Source organism: Bradyrhizobium sp. USDA 4454 (genome assembly GCF_054822705.1).
The window spans coordinates 3185056-3207292 of the sequence record NZ_JBTRCN010000001.1 but is presented as its reverse complement, the minus strand read 5'-3'; the positions used below and the strand labels follow the sequence as shown (position 1 = coordinate 3207292).

27 protein-coding genes are annotated in these 22237 nt (G+C 61.6%); 14 read left to right on the top strand and 13 right to left on the bottom strand.

What is annotated here, in order from left to right:
• Positions 1-28: 28 nt before the first annotated feature.
• Positions 29-883 (bottom strand): SDR family NAD(P)-dependent oxidoreductase, encoded by an 855-nt coding sequence (locus ACVIW0_RS14780; protein WP_461352997.1) that lies wholly within the window; start codon positions 881-883, stop codon positions 29-31.
• Positions 884-1117: 234 nt separating this feature from the next.
• On the opposite strand from ACVIW0_RS14780, the gene ACVIW0_RS14775 reads away from it, so the two are divergent.
• Positions 1118-1522: a hypothetical protein gene (locus tag ACVIW0_RS14775; protein WP_461352996.1), complete on the top strand. Its 405-nt coding sequence runs from the start codon at positions 1118-1120 to the stop codon at positions 1520-1522.
• A 24-nt stretch (positions 1523-1546) separates the two neighbouring features.
• Here the strand turns inward: ACVIW0_RS14775 and ACVIW0_RS14770 are convergent, their stop codons facing one another.
• On the bottom strand, positions 1547-1927 hold the full coding sequence (locus tag ACVIW0_RS14770) for a DUF5071 domain-containing protein (protein ID WP_461352995.1): 381 nt from the start codon (positions 1925-1927) through the stop codon (positions 1547-1549).
• A gap of 420 nt (positions 1928-2347) precedes the next feature.
• Between ACVIW0_RS14770 and ACVIW0_RS14765 the strand changes: the two genes are divergently transcribed.
• The 3 genes from ACVIW0_RS14765 (at position 2348) to ACVIW0_RS14755 (ending at position 4171) form a co-directional block, all read left to right on the top strand.
• On the top strand, positions 2348-2653 hold the full coding sequence (locus tag ACVIW0_RS14765) for a DUF7660 family protein (RefSeq protein ID WP_461352994.1): 306 nt from the start codon (positions 2348-2350) through the stop codon (positions 2651-2653).
• A 254-nt stretch (positions 2654-2907) separates the two neighbouring features.
• Positions 2908-3711 (top strand): hypothetical protein, encoded by an 804-nt coding sequence (locus tag ACVIW0_RS14760; protein WP_461352993.1) that lies wholly within the window; start codon positions 2908-2910, stop codon positions 3709-3711.
• Positions 3712-3913: 202 nt separating this feature from the next.
• Positions 3914-4171 carry a hypothetical protein gene (locus ACVIW0_RS14755; protein WP_461352992.1) on the top strand — a complete coding sequence of 86 codons (258 nt, stop codon included), beginning with the start codon at positions 3914-3916 and terminating at the stop codon, positions 4169-4171.
• A gap of 180 nt (positions 4172-4351) precedes the next feature.
• Here the strand turns inward: ACVIW0_RS14755 and ACVIW0_RS14750 are convergent, their stop codons facing one another.
• Both ACVIW0_RS14750 and ACVIW0_RS14745 read right to left on the bottom strand, forming a co-directional pair.
• Positions 4352-5194, bottom strand: coding sequence for a class I SAM-dependent methyltransferase (locus ACVIW0_RS14750; protein WP_461352991.1), 843 nt, complete (start codon positions 5192-5194; stop codon positions 4352-4354).
• 149 nt (positions 5195-5343) lie between these two features.
• Entirely contained in the window at positions 5344-5880 is a 537-nt protein-coding gene (locus ACVIW0_RS14745) for a hypothetical protein (RefSeq protein WP_461352990.1), read from the bottom strand.
• Positions 5881-6370: 490 nt separating this feature from the next.
• Here ACVIW0_RS14745 and ACVIW0_RS14740 point away from each other — a divergent pair, with 490 nt between their 5' ends.
• The 3 genes from ACVIW0_RS14740 to ACVIW0_RS14730 all read left to right on the top strand — a co-directional run bounded on the left by ACVIW0_RS14740 (position 6371) and on the right by ACVIW0_RS14730 (position 9027).
• Entirely contained in the window at positions 6371-6634 is a 264-nt protein-coding gene (locus tag ACVIW0_RS14740) for a hypothetical protein (RefSeq protein WP_461352989.1), read from the top strand.
• Between the two features lie 259 nt (positions 6635-6893).
• Positions 6894-7901 carry a PAS domain S-box protein gene (locus tag ACVIW0_RS14735; RefSeq protein ID WP_461352988.1) on the top strand — a complete coding sequence of 336 codons (1008 nt, stop codon included), beginning with the start codon at positions 6894-6896 and terminating at the stop codon, positions 7899-7901.
• Between the two features lie 205 nt (positions 7902-8106).
• Positions 8107-9027, top strand: coding sequence for an outer membrane protein (locus ACVIW0_RS14730; RefSeq protein WP_461352987.1), 921 nt, complete (start codon positions 8107-8109; stop codon positions 9025-9027).
• Positions 9028-9134: 107 nt separating this feature from the next.
• On the opposite strand, the gene ACVIW0_RS14725 is transcribed toward ACVIW0_RS14730, so the two are convergent.
• From ACVIW0_RS14725 to ACVIW0_RS14715, 3 genes are all read right to left on the bottom strand, one after another.
• Entirely contained in the window at positions 9135-10274 is a 1140-nt protein-coding gene (locus ACVIW0_RS14725; RefSeq protein WP_461357334.1) for an amidohydrolase/deacetylase family metallohydrolase, read from the bottom strand.
• A gap of 59 nt (positions 10275-10333) precedes the next feature.
• Entirely contained in the window at positions 10334-12265 is a 1932-nt protein-coding gene (locus ACVIW0_RS14720; protein WP_461352986.1) for a patatin-like phospholipase family protein, read from the bottom strand.
• A 122-nt stretch (positions 12266-12387) separates the two neighbouring features.
• The gene (locus ACVIW0_RS14715) at positions 12388-13539 is read right to left on the bottom strand and encodes a zinc-binding dehydrogenase (protein ID WP_461352985.1); all 1152 of its coding nucleotides are present in this window, start codon (positions 13537-13539) and stop codon (positions 12388-12390) included.
• Positions 13540-13748: 209 nt separating this feature from the next.
• On the opposite strand from ACVIW0_RS14715, the gene ACVIW0_RS14710 reads away from it, so the two are divergent.
• The 3 genes from ACVIW0_RS14710 (at position 13749) to ACVIW0_RS14700 (ending at position 16056) form a co-directional block, all read left to right on the top strand.
• A complete protein-coding gene (locus ACVIW0_RS14710) occupies positions 13749-14255 on the top strand; it encodes a hypothetical protein (protein ID WP_461352984.1) in 507 nt (168 codons plus the stop codon).
• Positions 14256-14491: 236 nt separating this feature from the next.
• On the top strand, positions 14492-15109 hold the full coding sequence (locus ACVIW0_RS14705) for a PilZ domain-containing protein (RefSeq protein WP_028336124.1): 618 nt from the start codon (positions 14492-14494) through the stop codon (positions 15107-15109).
• Between the two features lie 332 nt (positions 15110-15441).
• Entirely contained in the window at positions 15442-16056 is a 615-nt protein-coding gene (locus ACVIW0_RS14700; RefSeq protein WP_461352983.1) for a transglutaminase-like cysteine peptidase, read from the top strand.
• Between the two features lie 157 nt (positions 16057-16213).
• On the opposite strand, the gene ACVIW0_RS14695 is transcribed toward ACVIW0_RS14700, so the two are convergent.
• From ACVIW0_RS14695 to ACVIW0_RS14685, 3 genes are all read right to left on the bottom strand, one after another.
• Complete coding sequence (locus tag ACVIW0_RS14695) at positions 16214-17098, bottom strand: class I SAM-dependent methyltransferase (RefSeq protein ID WP_461352982.1); 885 nt, start codon at positions 17096-17098, stop codon at positions 16214-16216.
• Positions 17099-17233: 135 nt separating this feature from the next.
• Complete coding sequence (locus tag ACVIW0_RS14690) at positions 17234-17617, bottom strand: hypothetical protein (RefSeq protein WP_461352981.1); 384 nt, start codon at positions 17615-17617, stop codon at positions 17234-17236.
• A gap of 238 nt (positions 17618-17855) precedes the next feature.
• Entirely contained in the window at positions 17856-18266 is a 411-nt protein-coding gene (locus ACVIW0_RS14685) for a hypothetical protein (RefSeq protein WP_461352980.1), read from the bottom strand.
• Positions 18267-18366: 100 nt separating this feature from the next.
• On the opposite strand from ACVIW0_RS14685, the gene ACVIW0_RS14680 reads away from it, so the two are divergent.
• The 3 genes from ACVIW0_RS14680 to ACVIW0_RS14670 all read left to right on the top strand — a co-directional run bounded on the left by ACVIW0_RS14680 (position 18367) and on the right by ACVIW0_RS14670 (position 20210).
• Positions 18367-18996 carry a TetR/AcrR family transcriptional regulator gene (locus tag ACVIW0_RS14680; protein ID WP_461352979.1) on the top strand — a complete coding sequence of 210 codons (630 nt, stop codon included), beginning with the start codon at positions 18367-18369 and terminating at the stop codon, positions 18994-18996.
• A 33-nt stretch (positions 18997-19029) separates the two neighbouring features.
• Positions 19030-19560, top strand: coding sequence for a bifunctional 3-hydroxydecanoyl-ACP dehydratase/trans-2-decenoyl-ACP isomerase (gene fabA / locus ACVIW0_RS14675; RefSeq protein ID WP_461352978.1), 531 nt, complete (start codon positions 19030-19032; stop codon positions 19558-19560).
• A 158-nt stretch (positions 19561-19718) separates the two neighbouring features.
• Positions 19719-20210, top strand: coding sequence for a hypothetical protein (locus ACVIW0_RS14670; protein WP_461352977.1), 492 nt, complete (start codon positions 19719-19721; stop codon positions 20208-20210).
• Positions 20211-20574: 364 nt separating this feature from the next.
• Here the strand turns inward: ACVIW0_RS14670 and ACVIW0_RS14665 are convergent, their stop codons facing one another.
• The 3 genes from ACVIW0_RS14665 to ACVIW0_RS14655 all read right to left on the bottom strand — a co-directional run bounded on the left by ACVIW0_RS14665 (position 20575) and on the right by ACVIW0_RS14655 (position 21914).
• Positions 20575-20742, bottom strand: coding sequence for a hypothetical protein (locus ACVIW0_RS14665; protein WP_461352976.1), 168 nt, complete (start codon positions 20740-20742; stop codon positions 20575-20577).
• Between the two features lie 228 nt (positions 20743-20970).
• The gene (locus ACVIW0_RS14660; protein ID WP_461352975.1) at positions 20971-21459 is read right to left on the bottom strand and encodes a hypothetical protein; all 489 of its coding nucleotides are present in this window, start codon (positions 21457-21459) and stop codon (positions 20971-20973) included.
• Positions 21460-21599: 140 nt separating this feature from the next.
• Positions 21600-21914: a hypothetical protein gene (locus ACVIW0_RS14655; protein ID WP_461352974.1), complete on the bottom strand. Its 315-nt coding sequence runs from the start codon at positions 21912-21914 to the stop codon at positions 21600-21602.
• 71 nt (positions 21915-21985) lie between these two features.
• Here ACVIW0_RS14655 and ACVIW0_RS14650 point away from each other — a divergent pair, with 71 nt between their 5' ends.
• Entirely contained in the window at positions 21986-22237 is a 252-nt protein-coding gene (locus ACVIW0_RS14650; protein ID WP_461352973.1) for a hypothetical protein, read from the top strand.

The window sequence follows — 22237 nt, the reverse complement described above, 5'->3', positions numbered from 1 at the left end:
CAATCCACCGGCTCCCCGCGCGTGTCCTTCAACGTTTCGGGTTGCGCCCGCGGATATGGTCAAAGCCTTGCTTGATTGCGGCGAAGCGGGCTTCGACCAACGGCTCGAATTCGAGGTCGGTGAAGATATAGGGCCAGTCGTTCTCGACGCCTTCGCGGACGAGCTCACCGACATACATGGGATCGATGCCCTCGGAGATGCGTTGGCGGACCAGATTAATCCGCTCGGCAAGCGGACCCGACGTCGGCAAGGTACGCATCTCGCCCTCGAAGCGCTTGGGAAGGTTGCGCCGCGACTCCATGATTTGCGTGCGGATGAACCCGGGACACAGCACCGATACGCCGATCCCGCGGGGCGCGAGTTCACCCCGCAGTCCCTCGGACAGCGCGACGACGCCATACTTCGAAACGTTGTAGGCCGTGCTTCCCCCTGAAATCAGGCCAGCGAGCGAGGCCGTATTGACGATCTGTCCACCCTCGCCGTGCTGCTCGATCAACGGCCCGAAAATCTCGACCCCCCAGATCGTCGCCATCAAATTGACGCCCAGGGTCCAATTCCACGACGCGTCGGTCCAGGTGCCATAGGGCCCACCACCGCCGACGCCCGCGTTGTTGACGAGGATATGCACCTTGCCGTAGCGGGCCGTTGTGGCTGCGGCGGCCGCCACGAGTTCGGATTTGAGCGAGACGTCCGCCTTCACGCCGTCGACGTCGACGTTGGTGCGACGCAGCTGCTCCAGCGCCGCGGACAGAGCCGCGTCTTCAATATCGCAAAGCATCACCTTCACCCCGGTCTGGGCGAGAGCGGTCGCGATCCCCAATCCGATCCCTGACGCTGCACCGGTCACGAACGCGGTCTTTCCAGCGAGGTCCTTCACGCGCATTCTCCCCCTACAAGCGGACACCGTCGGCGCAAGACGCCTTGCCATCGACCTCCATATGACCGCACTTTCAAGCGATTGGGAAGTGTACGGGACATTCGCTTCCCGGCCTAAAGCGGACATCCTATCGGTCGGAGCCGATGCCAGCTTGTGACCCAATACGGACATTCGGCGCCCAAGCGCTATTTTCTATGATAAGGGAAGCCTTAACTGAAGTTCGTGAGGGCTATCCAGTAGATGTCCACCATCATAAAGGAAATGATTGCTTCGCTTGCCGCGAGGCATAAGGCAGATGACGAGCTTCCGGAGCCACAGCGCCTGTTGAGCGATGCCGCTCTTGAGAAATGGAGCGTGCAGAGCGAGCTGCCAAGGGATGATTTGTACGATGCATTGGCGCTCGAATTGGCGTCGGAATTTAACAAGAAGACCCTTGATTTCGACTTCTGTGATCGGGTCGTGAACGAGCTGTTGGGCCTTATGGGCGCGCGTCCCGATTTGCCCCCTTTGTTTTGGGATATCTACTTAGCCTTCGATGCGGGTGAGTTCTATCCTGACAACGACCACAGCACCGACCCGGTAGCCAGATTTACGCGGCCGCAGATTGCGGAAATTGTTCGAAGATTTACTTCAAGTCGTGGCTGAGCGGGGCCGCCTTGGGCTGCTCATTCAGCTCAAGATTGCTTTGGCAAGACTATCAAGTTCTTCCGCTCGTTCACCTTGCGTCGGCGCAGTAGACAGACGCTCAAGGTCGGTCCTAAGCAAGGTTCGTAATTCTGGAGATTTTGCGACGATGCAATCCAGTATCCAGTACTTCCAGATGTCGTCGTCTGTTTGAAGAATTGGGCGAACGTGAGGAGCGAGCGGGCCGCCTATATTTGCCAAGAATGGCGCCAACACTTGAGCCACCGGCCAATTAATGTCTTGCATCCATTCAAGCAAGGTTGAGAGGATCGGCTCGACTGCGGGAAAGCCCAGAGCAACGATCGCCTCGGCTCTTTCCGTGTCCCTCTTGTCTGTTGGTAGTATCGCTGCCAAGTCGGAAGGCATAGGCCATGGTGTCCCAAGTTGATTTACGAGGATGAGCCTAATTCGATCTGATTGGCGTGAACGTGGAAATTGGTGGTCCCATCGGGGTCTCCCGCAAGGCCGTCGTCAGTAGGCCACCTCTTCCTATCATACCCATGTCGCCTTGTGGCCCATTGCTTCCGTTGACGCATCGCCGCGAGATGTCCGGAGCCGGGGGTAAACCGGAAGCGCTCCGCCCTCGCGCGAAACGGCGCTTTTGACCCGAACCGGACGATAGTGGTCTTGCCGTCCTGCCCTCAGCGAATGATCATCTGCAACGAATACGAGTTGCGAACGCGGTGGACCTCGAACGGGCAGAAGCGCTTGCAACGGCGCGGGTGGACATCGGGCACAGCAGAACGCTGACTGTGCCAGAATTTGCGCAGCTAAGAGGACCTATCGATGTCGGACACAGACGACGAAATGACGACGAGGTTGGAAGCGGTCACGGATGCCAATTCATTCCTAGCGTTTGTTCACGCTCTTGTTGCTGATCGGGAGTCTGCGGTGCGACGTGAAAAGGCGCAGCCGAGCACACCCTGGGGGCCCGATGCAGGTGGGTGGGAAAATGCTCGGATCGAAACCTACTTGGAAGCTGCCGCCGCTTGGGCGGAAGACACTGATTTCGGAGCTAGTCAGGGGCTCAACGCAAGCAACCCTTGGCGCCTCTTCGCCCAGTTCCTAAGCGTTGGAAAGAGCTACGAGTAGGTGCTTGCCCGCAATTGGCCCGTGGCTGACCTCAGCCCAGAGCGCGGCGATGTCCGCTTCCGAGAGGTAAGCCGACCAAGGGCCTGCTGGCTGCCGAGGTAGCCTTTGACCCAAACCAGACTCAGGAGTTGATCGTTCCTTGCTGAAAAGGCAGTCTCGTCTCCTATCAAGCTGATCGTGCCTTGCGAGACGTACACGTGCCATATCACATAAGGTCAAATGACGAATTTGTCGAAGCCTGGACATCCTGGCACGTGAACTTTGCTGGCCACAGCACCAATACGAAAGAAGACGACCAATATCGCGAAGAGCTGCGCGATGGGATTCGACGCTTGGCCGCCGGTGTGGGCTTGAATGCAACGTATACATGCCAGGAGTGGCCAAGAAATCGTGATGTCGAAAACTTGCTGCTGTACAACGCGAAGATAAGTAGCTCCGATTTCGGAAATCGTCGGTGTTTACGGTTCGAGAAAAGAACTGCCGCCAAACTACAGCCCTGCCCTCAGTTGCCAGACGCTGTTGCATATGTTCGTTACGAGGTCAGCAAGCAAATCGTTCCTTTCAAGGGCGATACGCTTGCCAAATGCGCTCCAGTAGCATGTCACAAAATCGATCTAAAGGACGCTGGACGACTTTGGAAAGTGCTGAAAGGAGCAAAGTGGCACACAAGTGAATGGGGCAGCAACGGTGCTGAGCTTAAGGTGGACTTGGTTGTCTGGGCTCCCGAAAAAGTTAATCTTGTCGGTCGTATAAAAACAATTCTAGACGGGTTTCTTTCATCCCTTCACCATCGCTCCGAATCCGACCACGACCTTGAGGACGTAGTTGAGCGTCTCGTAACGAAGTATCGGTGGCAGGATCGGCAGGAAGTCCGTCGCCTGCTGATCCAAAACGAGTATGCCGTCCTCGGCAAATGCCGCACACCAAGGTGCCATATCAGAAACGAGCCCGGTAGCCTCATGTGGAGCCCGGACGATCACCGACTTTCGCACTGCCAAGTTGTCTACGAGACCTCGCCCGACGGCGATTGGAGGATCGAAGGTCGCTTGTTTTTGTAGTTCTGGAGGCCACTCGTTTAGGCGGCTCATGGCCCATGGCTGACCTCAGCCCAGGGCGCGGCGATGTCCGCTTCCGAGAGGTGACCCGACCGAGGGCATGCTCGCTGCCGGGGCAGCCTTTGACCCAAAGCGGACAATCGTTTGCGGGAGGAACTGAAGCGGGACCAGCCTGTTGGTTCGATCAGCCAAGCGGAGTCTCGCAATGCGGATCATTCTGATAACGGCGATTGGCTGGAGCTTGTCGTGCGGATTTGCGGCAGCACAGACCGACCCCAAGGACATGACGACTGGACGCTCCGCACCAGAAGAGAAAGGTCAATTGCAGCCACAAGGTTGGACCGGACCGCTGGACACGAAATCGGGTGGCGCGCCGCCGGAAAGCCCGCAAGGTCAAAGCCCACCGGGAATGCAGGCAGCGCCGGACGGATCAACCAAAGTGGTGACCGAGCCACGTAAATAAGTCTCACTTGGTTTGTCGTCGCGAAATCGGGTTCACGTGGGATGAGCTGAACCCGTAACGTCTGCCTGTGGCCCATCGCGACGAATTCCGCCCGACGCCTAGATGTCGGCCGTGAGGGGAACCGGACGCCACTTTGACCGAGCCGAACCGACGCGATTGACCCATTGCCGACTTCGCCCATCAAGTCGGTCGCTGGCCCGAGCCAATTTTGAATGCGATAGGTAGCTTCAAACCATCGGCTGATTTGTAGACGCTGGCGCCACGTTCGAATGCGGTTCGGATCAAGTCCTGGGTCGCCTGATCTTGATGCCTAATGACAGCACCCGTCAGAACGAGACTACCCAACCCGCCTCGCCAGAGGGCCTCCGTATCGGCCACGGAGTAGGTCGCCGCGTGCTCTGTGACCTTCACGTCCGTGAGACCAGCCCCGTCGAGCAACCGGAGCAATTCGCCCGAGTTGGAATAACGAAACACATTGTGGCCCTGTGGCACGTCCAGCGGTGCCGAGACGCCAATCTCCGCAATGGCTTCACGGAAGATGCCTTGAATGCGTTGTCGCGACGGATCATCCCACCACGAGAATGCGATGTGTCCGCCGGGCGATAAGGTTCGTACGCACTCTGCGACAGCAAGTTCGGGACGGGGAAAATGTCCAAGCCCGAAGGCGCAGACGACTGCGCCGAATGTACGATCCGGAAATGGAAGACGTTCTACGTCAGCCTCACGATATTCAATCGTGGGGTACAGTCGCTGCGCTAGTTCTATCATCCGCGGCGACAAGTCGATGCCGACTGGACGCCCGCCCCGATTTGCAGCTTCGGCTGCGACAGCGCCTGGTCCGGTCGCGACATCCAGCAGACGCGTACCGAGGCGCAGATACACTGCATCGAGGAGCGGTTCGATCGCCATGGCAGTGACCGCTGAGAAAAATGCGTGATAGCTCGTCGCCAGAGCATCATGTCCGTGGCGTTCAAAGGTGCGCAGTCGCTCGGCATCATTGCTTGATAGTTGTGCCTCAGACATGATCCGCTCCCTTCAGACTGATCTTCCCTTCCAGCGCAAGATTAGCAGGTCCAAGCATTTGGGAACATGGCGCACTTCCGCTTTTGGCCCATAGCTGACGTGTCCACCGGGGCGCCGGACATCCGCTCTTGACCCATAGCGGCGGTGTGTCAATTTTCTTTCATGACTTGTTGAAGGCGACCGTCTTGTTCCTGAAGGGTGCGGTCAGGTGCCATTTGGACAGCGCTCGAAGAGCAGCCCCTCAGCTTCGCCAGCGCGTCGGTGACCGTTCGGCCCGATTGTTCAATCGCTTGGTCAGTGAGGATCGATCTGGCGCTTCCGAGCCGGTCGACGCTGACATTCAAGGCTGTCAGCGCCTCCTTCAGTTGCACCATCTCATGTTGAAGGGCTGGGCGTTCCCCCTCCTTGAACTCCCGAAGGCTATTGCCAAGCGTGCGGACTTCCGCCGTCAGGTCCCGGAGATTCGCCAGCACGTCTTTCGCTGGCAGATCGATCTTCGACAGCGCGGCTTCGGTCATTGTTGCGACGACGTTTTCCGCAAAATGGTTGATGCGCGCGATAGCAACTAGCGCAACAATCGCGGCGACAATCACCAAGATTGCCGTCGCATTGATCAGCGCCAGCAGCAACTGCGCAGGGAGCCTCCACAACCGCGCGGAAATGCCATTGCCCTCGGGCTCGGCCATGGTTGCCTCCGGTCGTTGTCGACAGCACACGCTGCTCTTAGGCAGCAAGCCGCGTTAGCGCTGCCTTTCAGCAGCCCGTGCCTGGCTGCCATGGCCCCACGATTGGAGCTACTTCGCAGTCCCGGTTGTTGTGGTGTCTGAGCCACCACCGCGCCGCGTTTCACGCCGTTCCTGACGCCCTGTACGCCGGGTTTCCCGCCGTTCATGGCGGCCGGTGCGCCGTTCCTGACGGCGTTCCATCCCGGCAGTCTGGGCCTCGGCCTCAGAGGTCACAAAGACCTGAGACATTGTTGCAGCGCCAAACGCGGCCGCGACCAAGGTGAGAACCTTTCGACGGGAGACGCTATCCAACGTTTCGCTCATGATAAAATCTCCTGCACTGCGAGAAATGGACATAATTGCAAGGCTGCCCGCCTTCGACGTTGATTTAAGTCAAGCGCTTACAGAGGCGGCTCCCGTCACCTTTCAGTCCGCAAAAAGGAGGACGATCATGCATCCGAGGAAGCATCTTTCGATTAAGTCAACGACAGTTGCAGGGATTGCCGCGAGCGCTCTGTTGGGGCTCGCAGGTGTCTCTCTCAGCCCGGCACCGGCTCAGGCGGTGATCTACTGCACGTATGTTGGCTATCCCGCAGGCTGCGTCGCACGGGCTGGCGTCGTGCTCCGGCCTCGGCCGGTGGCGCGAGCAGCCGTCCGGCACAATGCCGGTGGCAATTTGAACGGGGGCGTCAATCGCGTTGGCGTGCGGCGGTAGAGACTGCTCTGCGGGTCACGAGCCCCTCGGCGGCACCCGGTCCGCAAGTTCGTGGCCCGCTACGTTCAAAGACGGAGCTGAGGGCCGCCTCAGTTGGCTGCCTCCTTCCTCATCAGGCCAAACCTGCGATGTCGCTTAATGGCCCATAGCTGACGTGTCCGCCGGGCGCGCCGGACATCTGCTTTTGACCCACGGAGACCTCTTGGTGCTATGATTAGCCGGTAATCGCAGTGCAGCATCTACATTTCGGGAATTCCCATTGACATCCAAAGACCAGCCGGGACTTCAACGCAGGTCTCTCGTCAACGAGCCGGCTCGCGAACGCGCCGAGCGCTTGGCCAATCTGCTGGCCTCCATAGTCGAGTCCAGCGACGACGTGATCGTTAGCAAGAATCTGGACGGCATCATTACGAGCTGGAACAAGGCGGCCGAGCGCATCTTTGGCTACGCGGCCTCCGAGGCGATCGGCCGGCCCATTACGCTTGTGATCCCGGAGGATCGACTAAGCGAAGAACGCGAGATTTTAACGCGCATCCGACGTGGTGAACGGATAGACCACTTTGAGACTGTTCGTCGACGTAAGGATGGTAGCTCAATCGTCGTATCGCTCACTGTCTCTCCCGTCAAAGATGCCCACGGCAACATCGTTGGCGCATCGAAGATTGCGAGGGATATTACCGAGCAGAAGCGGGCTCAGGAGCAGATCGGGATTCTCGCTCGCGAGGCGGAGCACCGAAGCAAGAACATCCTCTCGAACGTACAGGCAATCATCAATCTTTCTCAGTCCGACACTTCCGAAGGCCTCAAGGAGGTGATCAGCGGGCGCATCCAAGCGATGGCAAATGTTCACTCGCTGTTTGTTGAAACGCGGTGGATAGGCGCTGAACTCTCGGCGATCGCCAAGCAGGAACTCGCCCCTTATCTCGATGAACACGGCACGCGGGTTCGGATGGACGGTCTTCAAACCATGTTAGAACCTACCGCTGCGCAGGCGATTGCTGTGGTCTTGCATGAGTTGGCAACCAATGCTTCCAAGTATGGAGCGCTATCTAACGCGAAAGGCCACGTTAAGTTGACGTGGTCGCGCAGCAAGGATGGACAACTGTCGCTCCGTTGGACCGAATTGGATGGTCCGAGCGTAAATGCGCCCCAACGCAAGGGCTTTGGTAGTCGCCTCATCGAAGGAACGATCAACCCACTTGGCGGGAAGGTGCTCTTTGACTGGCGCGCGGAAGGACTGCTTTGCGAAATCGCCGTTCCGACGTGAACTGGCTTCGCTGCTGCTGCGGCAACTTCCGCTCATGGCCGATAGCTGACGTGTCCGCCGGGTGCGCCGGACATCCGCTTTTGACCCAAGGCGGACGTTGCTACGGGGCAACACCGGCCGGAAATCTGGGAGTGCGCCGCCTCTTGGAAAGGTTCCGAATTGCAATCGCCGCGAATGGCAATGAGAATTTGTTTGGGGTGGTCAAATGAGCAACCGACTTATTTCCATTCTTTGCGGGAGCGCTTTAATCGTAGCAACAAGCGCCGCTGCCTTTGCCGCTGATATGGCCGTCAAAGCTCTTCCGTCAGCGCCGCCGCCTGCTAAGTGGGATTGGTCCGGGTTCTATATCGGTGTGGGCGGCAGCTATAACTGGACCCATTTCGACCAATCGCTGCAGGGCGTATCCGGCCTCATCAGTGTATTTGATGCGGGGGTGCTAACCGCCCAAGGGCAAGAGGGTGGTCCCTTTTTCGACTACAATCGAAACAAATCCGGTTTCGCCCCCGATGTTCAGTTCGGCTATATGCATCCGTTTGCCGGGGGCGACTGGCTGGCTGGGCTCAAGTTCAATTATAAATACGCAAACGTCGACTCGAAGCAGAACGTGAGCATTCCGCAGAATGGGACCGGCACCGTAATAAGCGGACCGAACGCCGGAACCTCTGGACCTATCACTGGGTTCTTGGCGATCAGCCCAGCGGAAATCAATCTCAAGCATCAGTTTTCGCTTATCGGCACCATCGGCCGGGCATTCGGCAATTTTACGCTATACGCCGGTGGCGGTCCGGCCCTGTTCGGCGTGGAGTCCAATTTTATCAATGGGATTCCCTTTGCCACCCAGTCGTTGAGAGGAACGTTCCCCACCAGCCTGCCGATCACCGTATTTAATCAGAATTGGGTGTGGGGCGGCGCGGCGCAAATTGGTACTACCTATTCCTTTGCCGGCGGCTGGTTCTTAGATTTTGCCTACACCTATGCGCGTTCCACGAGCTTCTCCATCTCCGACACGGTCACTGTGTTCAACCAGAATGGGACGTTGTCGACCTCTGGGTCTGCTGTCTTGAACGCCCAAGAGCGGGTCACCAATCAATCCGTGACGCTAACGCTCAATTATCAATTCCACTGATCTGATAACGGCGACTTCAGCTTCTGGCCCTTAGCCGACATCGATTCAGACCACTCTCGATGTCGGCCTTTGGGGAAGAAGCCGACGCACTTTCTTTGAGCCCCGCCCTATCTCGGATGCCACCAGCGCCCGCCGATCACGACGCCTTCGGATGCGATCTTGCGATCGCCCGTGAGATGTTCGCCGACCACGTCGACATAGTCGAACTGGCCTTCCCCGATCGAGAGCAGCGTGGCGTCGCCGGCGCTGCCCGGCTTCAGGCTGCCGAGCTCCGGCCGCCGCAGGGCCATCGCGGCATTGACGGTTGACGCGGCGATCACGTCCGGTAGCCGCATCCCCATGCAGAGGAATTTCGACATCGTCGTCACCTGGTCGAACGCCGGGCCGTCGATGCAGAGTTGATGGATGTCGGAGGAGATGGTGTCCGGATAAAAGCCGTTGGCGAGCATCGCGCGCGCGGTCTTGAAGGCGAACGAGCCCTTGCCGTGGCCGATGTCGAACAGCACGCCGCGCTCGCGCGCCTCCAGCACGCTCCGCTTCACCGTGCCCTGCGCGGTCGCCGGCGTGTTGGGGAACGGACGGAAGGCGTGGGTCAGCACGTCGCCCGGGCGCAGCCGCGCCAGCACCTCCTCGTAGCTCGGCGGCGGATGGTCGATATGCGCCATCAGGGGCATGCCGACCTGCTCCGCGACTTCGAGCGCGATTTCGAGCGGCACCAGCCCGGACGTGCCGGACGCATGCAGCCCGACCCGCACCTTGATGCCGACGATCAGGTCGCGGTTCTCGTCGGCGACGCGCGCGGCGTCGACCGGGTTCATCAGCCGCAGCTCCTCGCTCTCGCCGACCATCACGCGGTCCGAGAAGCCGAAGATGCCGGCATGCGAGACATGCAGATAGGCGAGGATGCGGACGTGGCTCGGCTCGATCACGTGCTTGCGGAAGCCCGCGAAATTGCCGGGACCGGCACTGCCGGTGTCGACCGAGGTGGTGACGCCGGAGTTACGGCAAAACTCCTCGGCGTCGATGCCGAGCGAGGTGCCGCCCCAATAGACATGGGTGTGCAGGTCGATGATCCCCGGCGAGACGATCAGCCCCGACACGTCGCGGACCTCCGTCGCGGGATCGGCGTTCAGCTCGCGGCCGACGGCGGCGACCTTGCCGCCGGCGAAGGCGACGTCGGTCACCGCATCGAGGTTTTGCGACGGGTCGATCACCCGTCCGCCGCGCAGAATCAAATCGAAAGGCATCGTGGTCTCCGGATTGCCGTCCGGCACGATGGTCGACTTCGTCGCCGGCTGCAAGCCGTTCAGCCGACGCGGACCTGTTGAGAAACCGGCGCCGCCGCCGTCGCGTGATCGGTGCGCGCGTCTGCGGTCAGCTCCGTGCCGATGGCCGACGCGACGATGGCCGCAATCGCCGGATGATGCGCGGCCTCCGAGGCCGCAATGGTCTCTTGCGCCCAACGGTAGGAGGATTCGAAGATCTCCTGGTGGCGATCGAAATCGGTGACGTCGATGCCATCGGGCGTCGGCGGGCGCATCACCATGTCGAGCGGCGTGGTCGGCAACGTATCGTAGCGCTGATGCGCGACGAGGCTGCGCCACAACACGTTGACGGCACTTGGCGCTGCCGGAAGCGATTTGCGCCGGAACGGCGTCAGCAGCGAGGCCAGCAGTTCAAGCCGCCCCGGCAGCGCGGCATAGTCGACCTCGAACATCTCGGTCGCCGGCTCGCCGAAATGCACCACCAGGTTCGGGCCGCTCTTCAGCTGGTGCATCTGCGCCAGCGGAACGTTGTCGACGAGGCAGCCGTCGACCAGCATCGAACCGTCCCTGGTATAGAACGGCGGCAGCAGGCCGGGGATGGCGCTCGATGCCCGCACCGCCTGCCAGAGCAGTCCGGTGCGGATCAATTCGAGACTGTGCGTCGACAGATTGGTCGCGACCGCCGCGAATGGCCGCCAGCAGTCCTCGATCCGGCAATGCTGGCCATACTGCTCGGCCAGCGCCGCATCGAACGCCTTGTGATCCAGCAGCGCGTAGCGCGGCCAGGTCGGACGACGGAAGCTGCGGCTGGAGACGAAGATCTCGTGCGTGCCGCGCTCGAGATGCTCGGCGTCGTAATTCTTGGCAAAGCCCGCCGCCATCGCCGAGCCGACGCTGGTGCCGACGAAGATGTCGAACATCGCGCCGCGCTCGCGAAACGCCTTGTAGATTCCGACATGCGCGGTGCCGAGGCTGCCGCCGCCGCCGGCGACGAACCCGACGGCGCGACCGCACAGGAAGCGCACCAGGCTGTCGATATCGATCTGGTCCTCGAGCGCGACATGGTGGTGCATGTAGCAAGGCAGCCTGGCCAGCCAGGCCGCGGTGCCGCTGACCTCGTGACGCCTGACATCGTGAACACGCACCAGGCGGCGCGCCGATACCGGATGTACGGCGCAGGCGACGCTTTCGATCTCGGTCAGGTCGGGTGCGGGCGCGTGGCCGCGGCAGGCCAACACGACGAGGTCGGCCTGGCGAATGGTCTTTCTTGCCCATTCCGATGCGTCGGCGCCGCCGAAATAGGCCACCAGCGGCGCGTCATATTCGATCCGGCTGAGCCAGTCGGAGATTTCGGAAGCATCCAGCGCGCGGCCGGGAAACATCGCCTGGACGCGCGCGAGATCGACGATCTCGGCCCCCGCAGCGGCAAGGCTCAGGCGCAGGCGCTGCTCGAAGCCGGCAGGCACCGGCTCGCGTCCGCCCGCAATCAGCGCGACGGTGCGCGCCTTCGGCGACGCCCGAAGCGGCAACAGGCGCGCGGTCTGGACGGCAAACCGCTGGGCCAGCGCGGCAAGCAGCGCCTCGACGATCCCGGGCGTTTCCTGGACAAGCCGCGCATAGGCTGCGCGCGTCAACACCAGCACGCTGCTGTCGCGGATCGCGATCACATTGGCGGTGCGCGGGATATTGGCGAAGAAGCCGATCTCGCCGACCAGCTCGCCGGCACGAAGCTCGGCTATCGGCTCGGAATGATCGGTCCGGTACACCGCGAGCGCGCCGTGCAGCACCAGGAACAATGCATCGGAGGCGCCGCCCTGCTCGACCAGCAGCTCGCCGCGCACGAGGTCGCGCCGGGTCATGGCGCCAAAGGCGACGCGCCGCTGCTCCGCGCTGAGCGTTCGAAACAGCGCGAAATCCTCGGACAGGTTTCCCCACGCAAACGTCGCGCTCGGCGGCACACGGTTCGATTGCATGATCAGATGTTAGCGCCGGGCCATCGTCCCGGCGAGCGATATCAGAGCATGATCGGCAGCACCCGGCCGCTATTCCCTTGGAAGCACTGCAACAGAAAATGCGGCACTCCCACGTGCCGGCCTCACTCGACCAGCTCCGGCCATGGGACGATGGTCGACTTCACCGTCTTCATCGCCATCGCGTCGGCGACCGCCTGCGCGACGCCGTCCTCGGTGAACGGATAGATCGTCTGCATGTCGAGCCAGGGATATTTGTTGCGGGTGCGGTAAAGCATGTCGACGCCGAGCGGCAGATCGTTGCCGGTAAAGCCCCAGGAGCCGAGCACGTTGAGGTCCTTGGTGCAGATGCGGTGCCACGACGTATTGATCGAGCCGGCATCGGTGAACTGGCCCATCTCGACATAGGTGCCGCCGTCACGCAGCATCTCGATGCCCTCGGGGCCGGCGGTCGGATGGCCCGAGCAATCCATCACGAGATCGGCGCCGAAGCCGCCGACGATGTCGCGCACCGCCTTGATGCGCTGCTCGGCTGTCTCGAGCTGCTCGATGTCGACGGTCGCCTCGGCGCCGAATTTTCGCGCGAGCGCCAGCCGCGGCGTCTCCGGCGCGCCGACGCAGATCACGCGCCCTGCCCCCATCTCCTGGGCCGCGGCGACCGCGAGGATGCCGATCGGCCCGGAGCCCTGGATGACCACCGTGTCGCCCCAGGAGAAACCGCCGGCGCGGGTGGCGCGGTTGAAGGCGCGGATGCAGGAGGTCAAGGGCTCGGAGAGCGCGCCGAGCCGCAGCGACATGTCGTCGGGCAATTTGTAGATCTTGGTGCCCGGCAGCATGTCGAGATCGACATAGACATATTCGGCCCAGCCGCCCCACATGTGCGGCGGCTTGTCGAAGCCGAGATAGCGGCCGTAATACACCGGCGTCAGGCACTTGTTGGCGCTCGCGGGATAGTGGATGCAATAATAGCAGCGGCCGCACGGCATCAGCGGCGGGATCATCACCTTGGATCCGACCTTGAGCGGCTTGCTCATGAAGTCTTCGGAAAATTCCGGGCCGCATTCGACGATCACGCCGCCGAGCTCATGACCGAGCGTGAACGGCCATGGCAGCGGTTTCGGCCAATGTCCCTTCAGGATGTGCAGGTCGGTTCCGCAGACGCCGCAAGCGCCGACCTTGATCAAGGCCGCCTTTTTGCCGATATGCGGCCATGGCACGGTCCGGATTACAGGCTTGGCTCCAGGTCCTTCATGCGTGCAGACGCGGATCTGCTCCATCGGTTCATCCTCCCTGTCCTTGTCGTTGGGCTCGGCCGCACCGACCTTAGGTCAGGATGATCGGGATGTCATGAAGGCCTGTCATGAAGGCGTGCGCGATGCGTCTGATCCTGACGGGAGTATTTTTCCGCGAGGAGGCATCGCAAGGACCATCGACTGTGAACGCACCTCGGGGCGGATAGGCTTGTAGCATTGCGGGGACCGACATCATGAATCCTGGTATCGAAGGCATCGTTGGCATGTACGTCAAGCTGGGCGAGCTCGACACGCTGCAACGCATGAAAGAGCACCGGCAGAGCCTGCTCGAGCAATGCGTCGACACGGCGCATTTCAGCTTCAATGTGACGCGATCGATCTACCGGAGCGACCTCGAGGTGATCGAAGCCGGCATCGCGAGCCTGTATGGCGAGATCACCGGCCATGTCGACGTCTTCAATGAAAAGAGGATCGCCGGCTGGGCGCTGTACAACGAGCACCCCGACAAGCGGGTCCCGATCGACATCTATGTCAATGGCGAGCTCGTCGCGGAGATCGTCGCCGATCAGTTCCGCAACGATCTTCTCAAACTCAACAAGGGCGATGGGCACCATGCCTTCGTGTTCGAGCCGCCAAGCGGGTCCTACCAGCCGCCCCTGCAACTCGAGATCCGCGCGGCGAAACAGAAGGTCCTGAAAGCGGTGACCGTCGAGCTGGCGGTGGACGCCGAAGCCAAATAGCCTGTCCGCGGCGCTCGCGCGGAGATGTCACTTGATCGCGCTACGGTCTTAGCTCCGACATGACGGCTCGCGCGGCGGATTGGCAGCCATGCCGTTCATCCGCCTTGGACGCCGCGAACTCAGCTTGTTTCTCCCAGCCCGTGTACGGGTTCCCCGCCTCAACCGTAACGCCCTGTTAACCCTATCAGCCTTACGGTCGTCGGGGCTCCGAATGGACGGTGGCCAGGTTTGGTGTGATGTCGTTTGCACAGAAGAAAACTACCGTCGTCCCCGTAGCCGAGGAGCGGCGGCGCTTTCAGCGCGTCAAGGTGCACCTGCTCGGCCGCTATATGCTGCCCGACCGGCGCGAGTTTCCCTGCCAGATTATCAACATGTCCCCGGGCGGCCTCGCGCTGCTGGCGCCCGGCATCGGCAATGTCGGCGACCGCGTGATCGCCTATCTCGACCATATCGGCCGCGTCGAGGGCCGCATCACCCGCATCATCGACAACGGCTTTGCGATGACGATCGGCGCCACTGCGCGCAAGCGTGACAAGCTCGCCGCCCAGCTCACCTGGCTCGCCAACCGCGACATCCTCAATCTGCCCGAGGATCGCCGCCACGACCGTATCGTGCCGCGCAACCCGATCGCCCTGCTCACCCAGGAAGACGGCACGCGGATGACCTGCCGCATCATCGACCTTTCGCTGTCCGGTGCTGCGATCGCCGCCGAGAACCGCCCGCCGCTGAAATCGCTGGTGATGCTCGGCCGGGTGCAGGCCCGCGTGGTGCGCAATCTCGAGGAAGGCTTCGCGCTCGAGTTCGTCCACGAGCAGTCCGCGGAAACCCTCGAAGAGAGCGTTACCGCAAGGTAAAGCGCAAAACCGCTCAAGACCCCGTTTTCAGCCCGCGAAGGCGGCCTCCGGTGCACCGGAGGCCGCCTTCGCCGCGTTTGGCGCGGCGAAATCGGCGGTTAACGGCCGGAACTTCTGACGCAACAAACCACGCTGCCGCAACGCTTGGCGCGTTAATGCATAAAATTTGAATCGATTGCAGTTGTTTCAAATTTTACGCAAATTCGATTCAAGTATAGTTCGAATTCGCCGCAGCTTTTACCAGTATTCGCGTCAAATCTACTTTGCGTACTTAGCGGCGGCGCAAAAGCTTTGTGCGAAACGTGGACCCAACAAGAAGAACGGGGGCCACGATGTTTGGGTTCAGGGGACAGGGGAAAGGTTTGGCGGTCGCCGCCATCCTGTTTGCGACGTGCGTGTCGGCCAAGGCCGGCGACGTGGTCTATGCCAGCCTGGGGGACGTCGCGCGTTCGCCGATCGGCTGGGTCGAATTCTGCGCCGACAATCCGGCCGAATGCCGCGGCGGCGCGACGCAACCACGCGACGTCGTGTTGTCGCAGACCGCTTGGCGCGACCTCGTGCGGGTCAACAAGTGGGTGAATGAGTCCATCAAGCCGATGACCGACATGGATCATTGGGGCGTGATCGAGAAGTGGTCGTTGCCGACTGACGGTTACGGCGACTGCGAGGACTACGTGCTCCTGAAGCGCAAGATGCTGATGGATGCCGGCTGGCCCCGCGAGGCGCTGTTGATCACGGTGGTCCGCGACAAGAAGGGCGAAGGCCACGCCGTGCTGACGGTGAAGACCGACAAGGGTGAGTTCGTGCTCGATAACCAGAACGAGAGCATCGTCGCCTGGACGGAGACCGGCTACCGCTTCGTCAAGCGGCAATCGCAGAGCGATCCCAATGTGTGGGTCTCGCTCGGCGACAACCGCCCCGCAGTTTCAACCGCAAGCTCGCGCTGAGCAGAACAGGACATTTCGAGTTCGCGACCCGGTCACATCCCCACCCCTCCCCGTCCCAGACCGGTTCGCGCGCGGCCAGGCTTCCCCCAAAGCCTGGCCGCAACCTTTTGCGGGGCACGACAAGCCGTGACGAACGTGCTGTTTGTCTGGCGTCTGCTTACCGCGACGACCGGCATTCCATGTAATGCTGCGCCTCGGTTGAGGCCTCCCGGACGATCTCGAGTTCGCAAGCCGCGGCCCACTCGCGCAACTCATCCCGCTCATACCGGAATGCGAACGGCGGATGGTACCAGTCGAAGTTCACGAGATCGCAATGCTGCTCTGAGAACGCCGGATTGTGCCAGCACTTGATGAAGTGGTTGTAGATGAAGGTCTGGACATCATAGCTGCCGGCCTTGATGCCGAGGAACGGCAGATCCTTCTCGATCGTGATCTGGCCCTTGGAGCGCTGCAGATCTCGCCCAAGCGCGGTCAGCTGGTTCGCGGTCGCGAACGCCTCGTCGTTTGACATCGGAACGATCTGGGCGCGCAAGGCGTCATCGACGGCCTCGCGCATTGGCGCCTTCTTCGCGTAGGCGGTGATGGCAACGGTGCCGCCGGGCGCGAGTTGCCGCACCAACGTATGGAACGTGGCTCGCGGATCCGGCGTGTGATGGATCGCCGCACGGCAGAGGATGAAGTCGAACCGCTGCCCGGTCGGCAGTTCACCCGTGATATCGTGATTGAGCAGCGTCGCAATCCCGTACCGCTCGATGGTGTCCAGCGCGCCATGGATATCAGCGCCGACATAGTCGAGATGGGCGGGGACCGGCGATGCGGCAAGCTGGTTGAGGATGTCGCCATATCCGCAGGCAGCATCATAAACCGATGTCTTGCGCTCCGACGCCTGCTTGCGAATGCGTTCGAACAGCTCGCCCCACGGCAATTGCCTGGCCGGCATCGCCTTTGCTGCTTCCGGATTCTGCTGGACGAACGACTTGAAGCCCAGGTCGCTCGACCACTGCTTCGTGTAGTGATCGGCTGTCTGCTCGTTGTCTCGCATGCTGTCTCTCCTTCGAAAACAGCTAGCACTGCAACCAGCAGTCCGCAACGGGACCTAAGAAACGCCCCCGGCGCGAGCCCGCCTGCCGCCACATCGGGACGACGACGGAGATCCGCAGACGGAACGCGCAGGATCCTAGGCGAATTGCGAAACGAGCCAGGTCACGTAGCCGAAGTTCAGAGGTGGAAAGAACATCGCAGCGCTCTTCAAGACCACTCCGGTGCATGCGACGACTCCACCGCAATCGGTCCAGCCTGTCGACAGGGAGTGCCCGACGGCGAACAGTCCCAGCGCAAACGAAATGCTCTTCCGCCCATCCGTCGCCGTCACGGCTTGATCGATGGCGTCGAGCATCGGACCGAAGCCGGCCGCGACCGGCCACCAGATCGGCCAGATGATCGTGCAAATGATTTGCTTGATGCCTATCGGGTGCTTGCGGTCGCGGTAGAACACGCCGATCGTCAAAAGGCAGCCCAGCACGTACGCGATAAAAAATGGCAAAAGAATTTTGCCCGCCAAGTCGAATCCCCCAATTGTAATTGTGGCGAACCTAGCAAGGTGCGCTTCAAAAGCTTCACGGAAAAAAGTAGCAGTCGTCTTGCATCCTAACCGCAGGTCGAAATGGACTGCAAACCCAAATTGCAGCACGCACACGCCATTGGAACCTTCAAATGACGCTGGCGTAAAGCCCTTCCAACATGAACAGCAGATCTGCCTTGATTCTCAGGTCGATGATGCGCAAATCGCGAGTGCAGCTTCAAAAGAAGCGATCGAGGAAGGCCGCCGTCTCGTCGGTGATGCCGACGATCTTGTTGGTGGCCTGTCGATAGAACTTGAAATTGAGCTCGGTTTCGGGCCGACCGTCGTTCCAATCCTTGAAGCGCTTCAACTCGTCGCGTCCCAATGGCCGCGTCGCGAACGCGACGCGCCTCAGCGCGATGCTGAGGCGCGGCGTTTGCCTTTCGATATCGGGCTTGCGCGCCACCGGTGTAGCCGACGTCACGACCCCGCGCGCGATCAGGCCCTTGCCGCCCTCATTCTCGCTCGCGAACAGGAACACGATGTCGCCGGCGGCGATGAGCTTGCCGCCATACATGGTCTTTTGCGCATTGAAGGCGAATGCTCTCGCCCGCGGATCGGAAATTTCGGTCTTGATCGCAAACGCCATTGCCCGGCTATCCGTCCAATTGCCCCGGCTCGCGCCCATCGCGCTTGACATCCTAGCATTCGAGCGTTTGAATTGAATTCAATTCAGACGTGGATGAACCATGATCATTGCCGCCGCTGCAACGCGGGACCGGCTCCTCGCCGCAGCCCAGGACGAACTGATCGAGGGGCTCGGGCATCTCGAGATGCAGGCCGTCGCCTGGCGGGCACGGGCCTCGGTCGGGCTCGCCTATCACCACTTCGGATCGAAAGCTGGCCTGATCGCCGCGGTCGTCGAGACGTTTTACGAGCAGCTCGATCAGGCAGCGTTCGGCGGCGCCAGGCTACCGACGGCGGGCTGGGCGGCCCGGGAGAAGGCCCGGATCGGCGCCTATGTCGCGTTTCACTACGAGCATCCATTCGCTCCGCTCGTGATCGGACCGCTGAGCCGAGCACCCGAGGTATTGGATGTCGAGACCGCCTTCACCGCCCGACAGCTCGCGGCCGGGGCGCGGATGCTTCAGGCGGCGCAGCGCGACGGGATCGTGCCCGGCGACATCGACCCCCAGCTCACGATCGCCCTGATGATCGGCGGCATCCGCCAGGCACTGGTCGGTGCACTGACAGCTGAACGGCGGCCTGATCCCGGAAGGCTGACCGCCGACATCTGGGCCTTCATCGCCGCAGCGCTGCGGCTGCCTGCCGAGCCTGCGTCCGTGACGTCAAAAGCCAGGCGGCAGCGCCGCAGCTAAGACTCAACAATAACCCCAAGGTCGGTGGCCATCTTGTTCAACCCGCATGATTTTCACACGCAGCAGTCGTCCTATTCCAGGCCGGATCTGCTGCGCTCGAGCGAGGGCGGCTATTTCGGTCCCGGCAATGCGCAACTGCCGGCGCCACCGATGCTGATGATGGATCGCATCACCGAGATCAGCACCGGCGGCGGCGCCTTCGGCAAAGGCCATGTCGCCGGCGAGCTCGACGTTCTACCTGACCACTGGTTCTTCGCCTGCCACTTCGCCGGCGATCCCGTGATGCCGGGCTGTCTCGGGCTCGACGCCATGTGGCAGATCATCGGCTTCTGGCTGGGCTGGTCGGGCTCGCCGGGCAAAGGCCGGGCGCTTGGGGTCGGCGAGGTCAAGTTCAGGGGGCACATCACGCCCGATGTCAGGCTGGTGCGCTATGAGGTCGACATGCGGCAGGTCCGGCGCGGACGTCTGGTGCTCGGCATCGCCGACGGCCGTGTGCTTGCGGATGGCGTCTGCGTCTATCTGGCGAAGGATATGAGGGTCGGCCTGATCGCGCCGACGCGCTGACCGCGCGCACATCGGACCGTCCCGTTTTGGGGCAGCAGCCCCGGAACTTGTGGCCATTTTTGCGCTTCCCGCGCCACCTGCTTGAATCCCCGGGGGTTTTGCCGACGTCGCGGTTGTGCTATTCGGAACCTTTCAATTGAACATCCGGTTCTGGTCGCATGGTCGAACTTGCCCCCCGGAATTCACAAGTCAGCAGCCTGACCGGCGTGCAGCCGATCGCGATCGGCGCCGTGGCGCTGGTGCTCGTGCTGTTCGGCATCGGCTCGATCGCGCTGTGGCGCACCTTGAGCGGCAACGTGCCCGAGACCGACCGGATGGTCGCCGCCCGTCAATTGCAGGCGCGCACCGCGCAGGTCTCCGAGGCCCTGGTGGAAAAGACCAAGGGCATGGAAGTGACGCAGCAGGAATCCATCGACCAGTTGCAGGAGGTGCAGGACCAGCTGCTGACCATGCGCAAGCAGTTCGCCTTGCAACAGGCCGACGCCAAGAGGCTCGCCGACCAGGTCGCCGCATTGACCGAACAGGTCGAGGGTCTGCGCCAGTCGCTGGCAAGCGCACAGGCCAACGAGCCGGCCGCCGAGCCCGAGCCGCGCAAGCGCTCGAAGGCCACAAGGAGCGCCAGCCGGAAACGCCACAGGTCGCGCGGCTGACGGCCTTGCGTTGCCGCCCGCGCAGCCATCAAATTGCGCCAATTCCCGAACAAGATCAGCGACTAAGGTGGAGCTTTCGGAACTCCGGGCCAGCCGCGGCAGCCTCGCGTGAGTGCCCGTTAGCGTGAATTAATCCGGAGTCTGTGAACTGGTTCACATATCGGCATTCGAATCCGAGTCATCCTTCAATCACCGGATGGCGTGAGCCGATTTCAATATCCGGGGCTGGCAAGGTCGTTGACGGTATACTGCGTCGACGGCCTTGTTTTTTTGGGCTTTCTTTTGGGCTTCGGCTCACGGGATCAGATTGCGCGCATGCCGTCAGCCGCGCGACACGTCGCTCGGTCCCAACTGCATCCGAATCTCAGCCGGCGTTACCGGCCTGTTTGCTGCGATGGTGCAACGCGCGATTGCCCCTCAGCCGCAGCCGCGCAAGCTTCGGCTCGAGTTCGTGAAGCATATAGATCAACGCAACGGCAAGGCTCGAAACAACCACCATGAACAGCAATGTCAGATCAGGAATGGTCAGCATCTCTGAGGCCCTCTAGGGCCCGGCTCCAATCGCAGCCGGGCCATTTGTTGTCGCGCCGCGTTCACGCACCAACTGCTGCACAGCATACTGCTGCAAAGCTTAAGCAAGCTGCATACCAGTGCGCGATCGCCGACGCGGTTCGCAGGGCATCGAAACACCGGCCGCGCCGATCCTTCTAAAACCATCAGCATGGCGATCGAAAGGAACGGCCATGCGTCAGCGGATGGCTCAGTTGCAAACCTGCACGTGCCGGACGCGCCAGCCATACGGCGTCATCACGCTGCGGCGCACGATGTAGCAGCCTCCGCCACCATAGCCATAGCCGTCGTCATAGCCATAGCCGGCATAGTACGGATTGCCGTAGTAGCCGTCATAGTAGTCGTAGGCGCCATAGCCGAGCCCGAAGCCGATCGCAGCCGCGGCGAGCGGATAGCCGTAGCCCCAGCCGCGCCGATAGTAGCCGCCATGCCAGCCACCACCACCATGCCAGCCGCCGCCATGCCAGCCGCCGCCGATCGCAGCCGAACGGAAGCCGCCGCCTCCGCCCATGGCGCGGAATGCACCGCCATGGAAGCCGCCGAAACCGCCACCGCCATGAAAGCCGCCTCCGTGGAATCCGCCACCGCCGAAGCCACCGCGCGCCGATGCGGCGTCGACGGTGAACAGAGCAGCCGATGCCGTCGCCAGCAAGGCAATCATCGTTTTACGCAACATCACCCGTCACTCCTCTTTCCGAGACTTTGTTTTCAAGCCTCCTCCGTCGCGTCCCGCACATGTTAGCTCAATGTAGGGGCCGCACGCTTGTTTCGCGCTCACTTCTACGCGACCCGCGTTCACCAACGTGCGGCCATCAAAAATTAGCAACCGCGGCAAATGCCTTTGGTACGGCGATCGACCTCCCTGTTCTCGTCTGCGATCGCCTTGTCGACGCTCTCTGTCGTCGTCGCCGAGCCGGTGGTCATGCCTCTGGCAGTGTTGGGGCCGCCGGAGGATTGTGCGGTCCCGGCACTGTTGGTCCCGGCCGGCGGTGACGTCGCCTGCGGCGATGTGGGGCTGGCCGACGACGGACTGCCGGTCCCCGCGCCGCCGCCGGTCCCCTGAGCGACAGCAACCGCGGGCGCCAGCGCAATCGCAATTGTCGCAAGTGCAGTGATGGTGGATAGTTTGCGCATGGCCATTCTCCCTTTCGGCTACCAACGAGTCCGCAAAACGCCGGTTCCCCCGGGCATTGGAGCAATGCAAATTGCGCAAGCTGATCGAGTTCGACGACGACACGTTCGACAAGCTGAAGCAGCTCGGCCGCGACCGGATGGCGACCTTGCAAGAACTCGCCGACGAGGCCTTCGCCGACCTCCTCAAGAAGCACGGCATTCCGATCGACCTGAAGGATGCGCTGCGCAAGAGCGCAAGACTTCAGCAAGCAGCAAGGCCTCAGGAAGCAGCGAAGCCACGCCCTGCACCGAAGGGCGCACGCAAGCAGGGCCGCAAGCGCTGA

Excerpts from the sequence above, each read along its gene's own strand:
- ACVIW0_RS14720 (WP_461352986.1), bottom strand. The coding sequence starts at position 12,265 with ATGCAATCGAACCGTGTGCCGCCGAGCGCGACGTTTGCGTGGGGAAAC.
- ACVIW0_RS14745 (WP_461352990.1), bottom strand. The coding sequence starts at position 5,880 with ATGGCCGAGCCCGAGGGCAATGGCATTTCCGCGCGGTTGTGGAGGCTC.
- ACVIW0_RS14655 (WP_461352974.1), bottom strand. The coding sequence starts at position 21,914 with ATGCGCAAACTATCCACCATCACTGCACTTGCGACAATTGCGATTGCG.
- ACVIW0_RS14755 (WP_461352992.1), top strand. The coding sequence starts at position 3,914 with ATGCGGATCATTCTGATAACGGCGATTGGCTGGAGCTTGTCGTGCGGA.
- ACVIW0_RS14665 (WP_461352976.1), bottom strand. The coding sequence starts at position 20,742 with ATGCTGACCATTCCTGATCTGACATTGCTGTTCATGGTGGTTGTTTCG.
- ACVIW0_RS14730 (WP_461352987.1), top strand. The coding sequence starts at position 8,107 with ATGAGCAACCGACTTATTTCCATTCTTTGCGGGAGCGCTTTAATCGTA.
- ACVIW0_RS14775 (WP_461352996.1), top strand. The coding sequence starts at position 1,118 with ATGTCCACCATCATAAAGGAAATGATTGCTTCGCTTGCCGCGAGGCAT.
- ACVIW0_RS14750 (WP_461352991.1), bottom strand. The coding sequence starts at position 5,194 with ATGTCTGAGGCACAACTATCAAGCAATGATGCCGAGCGACTGCGCACC.
- ACVIW0_RS14715 (WP_461352985.1), bottom strand. The coding sequence starts at position 13,539 with ATGGAGCAGATCCGCGTCTGCACGCATGAAGGACCTGGAGCCAAGCCT.
- ACVIW0_RS14770 (WP_461352995.1), bottom strand. The coding sequence starts at position 1,927 with ATGCCTTCCGACTTGGCAGCGATACTACCAACAGACAAGAGGGACACG.
- ACVIW0_RS14695 (WP_461352982.1), bottom strand. The coding sequence starts at position 17,098 with ATGCGAGACAACGAGCAGACAGCCGATCACTACACGAAGCAGTGGTCG.
- ACVIW0_RS14670 (WP_461352977.1), top strand. The coding sequence starts at position 19,719 with ATGGTCGAACTTGCCCCCCGGAATTCACAAGTCAGCAGCCTGACCGGC.
- ACVIW0_RS14725 (WP_461357334.1), bottom strand. The coding sequence starts at position 10,274 with ATGCCTTTCGATTTGATTCTGCGCGGCGGACGGGTGATCGACCCGTCG.
- ACVIW0_RS14710 (WP_461352984.1), top strand. The coding sequence starts at position 13,749 with ATGAATCCTGGTATCGAAGGCATCGTTGGCATGTACGTCAAGCTGGGC.
- ACVIW0_RS14700 (WP_461352983.1), top strand. The coding sequence starts at position 15,442 with ATGTTTGGGTTCAGGGGACAGGGGAAAGGTTTGGCGGTCGCCGCCATC.
- ACVIW0_RS14765 (WP_461352994.1), top strand. The coding sequence starts at position 2,348 with ATGTCGGACACAGACGACGAAATGACGACGAGGTTGGAAGCGGTCACG.
- ACVIW0_RS14685 (WP_461352980.1), bottom strand. The coding sequence starts at position 18,266 with ATGGCGTTTGCGATCAAGACCGAAATTTCCGATCCGCGGGCGAGAGCA.
- ACVIW0_RS14780 (WP_461352997.1), bottom strand. The coding sequence starts at position 883 with ATGCGCGTGAAGGACCTCGCTGGAAAGACCGCGTTCGTGACCGGTGCA.
- ACVIW0_RS14705 (WP_028336124.1), top strand. The coding sequence starts at position 14,492 with ATGTCGTTTGCACAGAAGAAAACTACCGTCGTCCCCGTAGCCGAGGAG.
- ACVIW0_RS14740 (WP_461352989.1), top strand. The coding sequence starts at position 6,371 with ATGCATCCGAGGAAGCATCTTTCGATTAAGTCAACGACAGTTGCAGGG.
- ACVIW0_RS14680 (WP_461352979.1), top strand. The coding sequence starts at position 18,367 with ATGATCATTGCCGCCGCTGCAACGCGGGACCGGCTCCTCGCCGCAGCC.